General features: G+C 75.2%; 5 protein-coding genes. All 5 read right to left on the bottom strand.

Annotated elements, in window-relative coordinates; all coding sequences use genetic code 11:
* Nucleotides 1-2722 (bottom strand): beta-ketoacyl synthase N-terminal-like domain-containing protein (locus EBN88_RS04760; protein ID WP_233580459.1); only part of this gene is annotated, 2722 nt, incomplete at its 3' end.
* Nucleotides 2715-2999 (bottom strand): acyl carrier protein, encoded by a 285-nt coding sequence (locus tag EBN88_RS04755; protein ID WP_122182528.1) that lies wholly within the window; start codon nt 2997-2999, stop codon nt 2715-2717. The genes EBN88_RS04755 and EBN88_RS04760, both read right to left, overlap by 8 nt.
* Nucleotides 2996-4525: an AMP-binding protein gene (locus tag EBN88_RS04750; RefSeq protein ID WP_158621323.1), complete on the bottom strand. Its 1530-nt coding sequence runs from the start codon at nt 4523-4525 to the stop codon at nt 2996-2998. The genes EBN88_RS04755 and EBN88_RS04750 overlap by 4 nt, the downstream gene beginning before the upstream one ends.
* Nucleotides 4522-5526, bottom strand: coding sequence for an NAD-dependent epimerase/dehydratase family protein (locus EBN88_RS04745; protein WP_122182526.1), 1005 nt, complete (start codon nt 5524-5526; stop codon nt 4522-4524). Before EBN88_RS04745 ends, EBN88_RS04750 begins: the two co-directional genes overlap by 4 nt.
* Nucleotides 5527-6621, bottom strand: coding sequence for a hypothetical protein (locus EBN88_RS04740; RefSeq protein WP_122182525.1), 1095 nt, complete (start codon nt 6619-6621; stop codon nt 5527-5529). It lies immediately after the preceding gene.
* Nucleotides 6622-6823 lie beyond the last annotated feature (202 nt).

The following is a 6823-nucleotide window of genomic DNA, read 5'->3' as shown; positions in this document are numbered from 1 at the left end:
GGTCGCCCGCGCCCGTGGGCGCGCCAGCGCCGGGCGACGGCACGCCGCCGCCGGCGGCCTCGCCGTCCAGGCCGTCGGCCAGGGCGGCCGACAGGCGGTCGATCGTCGGATGGCCCCAGACCACGGCCATGGACAGCGGCGCGCCCCACTCCCGTTGGAGTCGGTTCCGCAGCTCAACGCCCAGCAGGGACGGCAGCCCCAACTCGGCGAAGGTGGCGGACCGTTGCCGCTCGGTGGGCGCACCGCCGGGCAGCAGGGCGCCCAGCAGCTCGGTCAGGCGCTCGCGCAGCACCGCGTGCCGGGGCTCGCCCGGGGGCAGCGCCAACAGCCGTGCGCGCAGGGCGGGTTCGGGCGCCGCGTGCGCCCCGTTCCCCGCCGTGAGCAGGCAGCTGGCGGCGGGCAGCCACCGTTGGTGGCGCCGGCCCATCAGCCGCACGTTCAGGCCATCGGGCGTGAGGGTCGCGACGAGCTGCCGGGGGGCTGGGGCGCCCGGGTGGATGGTGAGGTCGGCGACGCGGCCGGCCGGCTGGCCCAGCTCCTCGGCCGCCCACCGGGCGAGCGCCACGGGATCGTGGACGAGGGTGCCCGGGTCGCCGGGGCCGTGCCCGGCGGCGAGGTCGGTCAGCTCCGCCACATGGGTGCCGGGCAGGATCGACAACTCCCGCAGCGCGGCGGCGCCTTGGCGTTCCGGCCCGGCCGGCGGGGCGTGCCGGCGGCGGCGGAACGGGTGGCGGGGAACGTCGCCGGCGCGTGCGAAGTGCGCGGCGGTGACGGCGGGGCGCGGCGCCAGGCCGTGTTCGTAGAGGGCGCCGGCGATCGCGGCGACGGTGGTCGGCCGTTCGCCGGGGGCGCTCACGACGGTCACGGGCCCGTCGGCGTGGTCGGCCGTCGGCGCGGGGCCGAGCAGCAGCAGATGGCTGACGCCCCGGTCGGCGAGCCGTTCCAGCTCGGCGGGCCCGGGCGCGGACCCGGCCGGCTCGACCGCCGCCTCGACGCCCAGCTCGGCGAGGGTCGCCAGCAGGGCGCTCCGCGCCCGCTCGGCCGCGTCCGAGCCGGTCGCCCCTGTCAGGTGGGCCCCGAAGTGCTCGTCGTGCGCGGCGAGTTGGTCGGCAAGCGTCGACCAGTAGTCGGCGTCGCCGGCGAAGGCGATCGCCAGCCGGCCCCGGTCAGCGCGGGCACGCCCGGCGTCGCGCGGCGCGCGTTCGCCCGCCGCCACGGCGGACAGCCCGCGCAGCAGCGCCGCCCGGTCGGCGCCGGCCACGCCGACGCGCAGCCGGTGGTGGGTCCGCAGGGTCGCCGCCGCGTGGGCGTCGGCGGCCACCGCCGACCAGTCCTTCTCCGCGCGCAGCCGGTCGCCCCAGGCGGCGGCGACCTCGGTCAGGGACTCGCCGTCCCTGGCGGACAGCGGCAGCAGCACCGGGCCCCGCCAACGGGCGGGCTCCGCCGTCGGCTCGGGCGCCCTGGCCAGCACCGCGTGGGCGTTGGTGCCGCCGAAGCCGAAGGCGCTCACCGAGGCGAACTCGGCGTCGTCGGGCAGCGGTTGGGGCGAGGTCGGGACGGTCAGCCCCAGCCGTGCGAGGTTGACCAGCGGGCTGGGCCGCTCGAAGTGGGCCAGCGGCGGGATGGTCTCCCTGGACAGCACCAGCGCGGTCTTGATGAGGCCGAGGATGCCGGCGGCGCCCTCCAGGTGTCCGAGGTTGGGCTTGAGCGAGCCGACCGTCAGCGGCGCCGAGCGCCCGGGCAGGGCGGCGGCCAGCGCCCTGGCCTCGATGGAGTCGCCCAACGTCGTGGCGGTGCCGTGGAGTTCGACATGGCCGAGCCGTTCGGGCTTGGCGCCGGCGCGCTCCAGGACGTCCCGCACCAGGGCGGTCTGGGCGCGGCCGCTGGGCGCGGTCAGCCCGTTGGTGCGGCCGTCCTGGTTGACGCCGGTGGCGGCGAGCACCGCGTGTGCCCGCTGGCCGGCGGCGCGGGCGTCGGCCAGCCGGCGCAGCACCACGGCGCCGGCGCCCTCGGCGCGGACATAGCCGCTGGCGGCGGCGTCCAGCGTGCGGCAGCGGCCGTCGGGCGCCAGGCTCGCTGAGCGGGCGGCGCCCAGCTGCGGCACCGGGGAGAGCAGCGCGTTGACGCCGCCGACGATGGCCAGGTCGCACTCGCCCGAGCGCAGGGCGGCGAGCGCCAGATGGGCGGCGACCAGGGAGGAGGAGCAGGCGGTGTCGACCACCAGGCTGGGGCCGCGCAGGTCCCACAGGTAGGAGAGCCGGTTGGCGGTGATGGCCTGCGAGAGGCCGGAGTTGGTGGTGGCGCCGATCTCGTCGCCTTCGGCGGCGGCGCGCAGGGCGTGGTCGTGGGTGGCCTGGCCGAAGAAGACGCCGGTGCGGGTGTCGGCCAGTTCGGCGGGGACCAGTCCCGCGTCCTCCAGCGCGTGCCAGGCCACTTCGAGGGCGAGTGCCTGCTGGGGGTCGAGCCGGGCGGCCTCGGCGGGCGTCACGCCGAAGAACTCCGGGTCCCAGGACTCCAGTTCGGGCAGGAAGCCGCCGTAGCGGGCGCCGTCCTCGGCGTCGCCGACGGCGGCGGCCAGCGCGGTGCGGTCGGCCGGCACCGGGCCGATGGCGTCGCCGCCGGCCAGCAGCAGCCGCCACAGGTCGTCCAGGGTCTCGGCGCCCGGCACCCGGCAGGCCATGCCGACGACGGCGACGGCCTCCTCCCGTTCCCCGTCAGCCATCGGCACCGCCGCTGGTGCGGGCCTCGGCGGCCAGGTGGCGGGCGAGGGCGGCGACGGTGGCGTGGTCGAAGAGCCACTCGGGCGGTACCTCGACGCCGAGCGCGTCGGAGAGTTCGCCGGCCACCGCGAGCACGCCCGCCGAGTCGAGCCCGAGGTCGGTGAACGGCGTGTCGTGGTCCACGCGTTGGCCCTCGGGCAGGTCGAGGTCCGCCGCGACGAGCCTGGCGACCAGCTCGGCGGTCTCGCGCTCGCTGAGCGCCACGGGCGTGTCGGTCATTGAGACTCCTCGGTGGTGGTGTCGGGGGTGCGGGGGTCGGCGTCGCCGGTGTCGGGCCAGCGGGCCAGGGTGGTGAACTCGCCGGCGGCCCAGCGGCGGGCGCTCTCCCGGCGTTGGACCTTGCCGCTGGTGGTGCGGGGCACGGCGCCCGGGCGGAGCAGGCCCATCTCGGAGACGGGCACGCCGTGGGTCTCCACGACGGCGCGGCGCACGGCGGCGAAGATCTCCTCCGTCGCCTCGGGCCGACGCCAGTAACCGCCGGCGACGCTGGGCCCGTTGACCCAGATCTCGCCCACGTGCCCCTCGGGCTGGCGCCGCCGGGTGGCCGGGTCGACGACGGCGACGTCGGTGTCCTCGGTGAACGAACGCCCGCAGCCGACCAGCACCACCCGGCGCGGCCCATCGGCCGGTGCGACGCGGCCGGCGCGCAGCTCGGGCGCCGAGACCTCGCTGAGCGCGGGCTCGGCGCGGTGGTCCAGGCAGGTGACGCACAGGGTGCCCTCGGCCAGCCCGTAGACGGGCATCATGGCGTGCGGGTCGAGGCCCCAGGGCGCGTACTGCTTGGCGAACTCCTCGATGGTGCGCGGCCGGACGGGCTCGGCGCCGTTGAGGGCGTGGCGCAGGCTGGACAGGTCGAGGCCGTCCCTGCGGTGTTCGGGGATCTTGCGGGCGGCGGTGGCGTAGCCGAAGTCGGGCGCGATGGTGACGGTGGCGCGGTGGTCGGAGATCTCGCGCAGCCAGCTGACGGGCTGCCGCAGGAAGACGGCCGGGGTGGACATCCGCACGGCCATGCCGGCGAGCACGGGGTGGCAGATCATCCCGATCAGGCCCATGTCGTGGAAGAGGGGCAGCCAGCCGACGGCGGTCTGGCCGGGGCCGGAGCCGAGGTTCGCGGCCAGGCCGGCCGCGTTGTGCACGAGGTTGGCGTTGCTGACCATCACGCCCTTGGGCTCGGATGTGGAGCCCGAGGTGTACTGGAGCAGGCCCAACCGTTCGGGCCTGGCGAGGGGTTCGGCGAGCGGCGGCGGTCCTTCGGCGGCCTCGTCGGCCCGGGTGGGGTCGAGCAGCCAGGGGGTGAGGCCCACCTCGGCGCCGACCCTGGCCAGCCGCTCGTGGAGGTCGGTCTCGGCGAGCACGGCGGACGGGCGGCAGTCGCGCAGGATGCGGGCGAGGCGCTCGTCGTAGCCCCGGCCGGCCCGGGCGCTGGAGAGGGCCGGCGGGTGGTAGGTGACGGCGGTGGCGCCGGCGGCCAGGCAGGCGAAGAACGCGGTGACGTAGTCGAGGCCGCCTGGCAGCGCGATCAGCACGAACGGCTGGTCGGACTGGTCGCCCGGGAGGTCGGCCAGCCGCGCGCCGAGGGCCAGCGCCGCGCGGTGGAGTTCGGCGTAGCTGTGCTCGCGGCGGACGCCGCCCGCCGTCAGGTAGTGCACGGCCAGCGCGTCGCCGCGTTCGGCGGCGTGCCGGGCCAGGGCGTGCGCGAGGGTGGCGGGCTGGGGCAGCTGCGGGGTGGTGCCGGGCGGGTTCAACGCTTCCGCTCCTTGTCGAGCCACCGGTCGACGGCGGCGATCGAGTTCTCCAACGGGGTGGGGCGCAGGCCGAGTTCGGTCTCGGCGCGGGTGGTGTCGTAGTAGAGGGGAAGCAGCATCAGCGTGGTGTTCTCGGGCACCACGAACGGCGAGCGCATCGGGTCGCGGCGCAGCGCGCCGAACGCGGCGCCGAGGCGGCCGGCGACGCGGATGGCGGGCGCGGGCACGGCGTGGCGGGGCGGCGGGGCGCCGACGACGCCGGCGATGGTGCCGATCAGGTCGCGGTAGCTGATGTTGGTGGAGTGGACGATGTAGCGGCGGGACGGCTGCCCCTTGGCCATGGCGGCGAGCATCCCCGAGGTGAGGTCCTCGATGGAGCACATCGCGAGCCCGCCGGGCGGGTAGCCGCGCATCCGGCCGCGTCTGGTCTGCTCCACGAGCATCGCCCAGCCGTAGCGCGGGTGGCTGTAGGGGGCGATGACCGCGCCCAGGTTGACCATGACGACCTCGACGCCGGTCTCGGCCGAGGCGCGGAGGGCCTCGCGTTCGCCGCCGAGCTTGGTGTCCATGTAGCTGTTGCGGGTGACCGAGCGCCGCACGTCGAAGTCCTCGTCGGCGAGTTCGCCGGCGGGCGGGTAGCCGATGGCGGAGATCGAGGAGGCGTGAACGACGCGCCGCACCCCGGCCTCGCCGGCGGCCCGCACCACATGGCCGGTGCCGCGCACGTTGATCTCCTCCATCAGCCCGCGCAGCCGGTTGAGGGTGATGGCGACGCCGGCGAAGTGGTACACCTCGTCGATGCCGCGCATCGCGGCGCGCAGCGCGGCGGGGTCGCGCACGTCGGCCTGGCGGGTCTCGAACCGGCCCTCGACGCCGGCGAGTCCGCCGGGGCCCTCGCCGGGCTTGAGCAGGGCGACGACGTCGGCGCCCCGGTCGATCAGCTGACGGGTGAACGTGGCGCCCAGACTGCCGGAGGCGCCGGTCACCAGGATGCGGGGCACTCAGCTCAACTCCTTTCCGTAGATGCCGTAGGTGCGTGCCGGCGCGGCGCCGGTGAGGTTCATGTAGGCGCGGCTCTGCCAGTTCTTCTCGTGGACCCAGGTGGTGTGGACGGCTCGGTAGGGCGGCACCTCACCCAGGCCGACACGGCCGATCTCGCCGGCCAGGACCCGGCCGACGCCCAGGCCGGCGACCTCGGGGCGGACGCCGATCATCAGCACGATGGCGGCGCCGATGCGGCGCTTCAGCCAGGGGTAGCGGAGCAGGAAGCCGGGGGTGGGTCGGCCGTTGATGGTGGCCAGCAGCTCGTTGGCGTCGGCCATCAACATGCTGAAGCCGACGGGGCGTTGGTCCAGCTCCACGATCCGGGTCAGGCGCGGGTCGAGGAACGGCCTGAGCTGGTCGGTCTGGAAGCCGAGCACCTCGCGGCTCATGGGGACCATGGCCCGGTCCCTGGCGAAGGAGACGGTGACCAGCTCGTGGAGCAGGTCCATCTCGCTCTCCCAGCGGGTGGGATCGAGGTCACGGACCGTCAGGTCGTGGGCGGCCACCATCCGTTCGCCCCGGCGCACGAGGCGGCGCAGCTGCTCCTCGTCGCGGTCGGCGCGGTAGCTGAAGGTGTCGACCCGGAACTCCCTGGTGTAGCCGGCCTTCTCCAACAGCTCCCGGTAGTAGGGCGGGTTGTGCGGCTGGAACGCGGCCGGCCTGCGGTCGTGGCCGGCGTCGAGCAGCCCGAACTCCTGGGTGGCGCAGTAGGAGTGGGGCCCGGTCAACCGCTCCATGCCGCGTTCCCCGGCCCAGCGTTCGGCCGTCTCCAGCAGCGCCCGGGCGACCTCGGGGTCGTCCACGCACTCGAACCAGCCGAAGTAGCCGTGCCGGCCGAACCGCTCCACATAGCGCGGGTCGACGGTGGTGGAGATGCGCCCCACGGTGCGGCCCGCGTGGTCGCGGGCCAGGAAGTGGTCGATCTCCGCCTCCGCGAAATAGGGGTTGTGGCGGGGGTCCATAAAGCGTCGGTTGTCGGAGGTGAGGGGAGCGACCCACTGCCGGTCCTCCCGGTGGAGGCGCAGCGGCAACGCGAGGAAGTCGCGCACCATACGCCGGCCACGAACGGGGATTACGGAAACCACAGAGTATTCCTTCTCAGCACGTCACTGCCCCGACACGTCCGCCACTTCACATTTGCGAAGACCGGGAAATCGAAGCGGGAAGGGAAAGATGACAGGGATTCAACCGGCGGGAATGAACGAAAGCAAGATCAACAAGAGGCTCACCCATGCCCACCCCTAAATTTCCTTA

The sequence above is a fragment of the Streptomyces triticirhizae genome, assembly GCF_003696235.1.
Classification (GTDB): domain Bacteria; phylum Actinomycetota; class Actinomycetes; order Streptomycetales; family Streptomycetaceae; genus Streptomyces; species Streptomyces triticirhizae.
This window is presented reverse-complemented; position numbering and strand designations above follow the sequence as displayed.

What these genes read in the sequence shown, in the direction of transcription:
- EBN88_RS04755 (WP_122182528.1), bottom strand. Translation starts at nt 2,999, where the DNA reads ATGACCGACACGCCCGTGGCGCTCAGCGAGCGCGAGACCGCCGAGCTG.
- EBN88_RS04740 (WP_122182525.1), bottom strand. Translation starts at nt 6,621, where the DNA reads ATGGTGCGCGACTTCCTCGCGTTGCCGCTGCGCCTCCACCGGGAGGAC.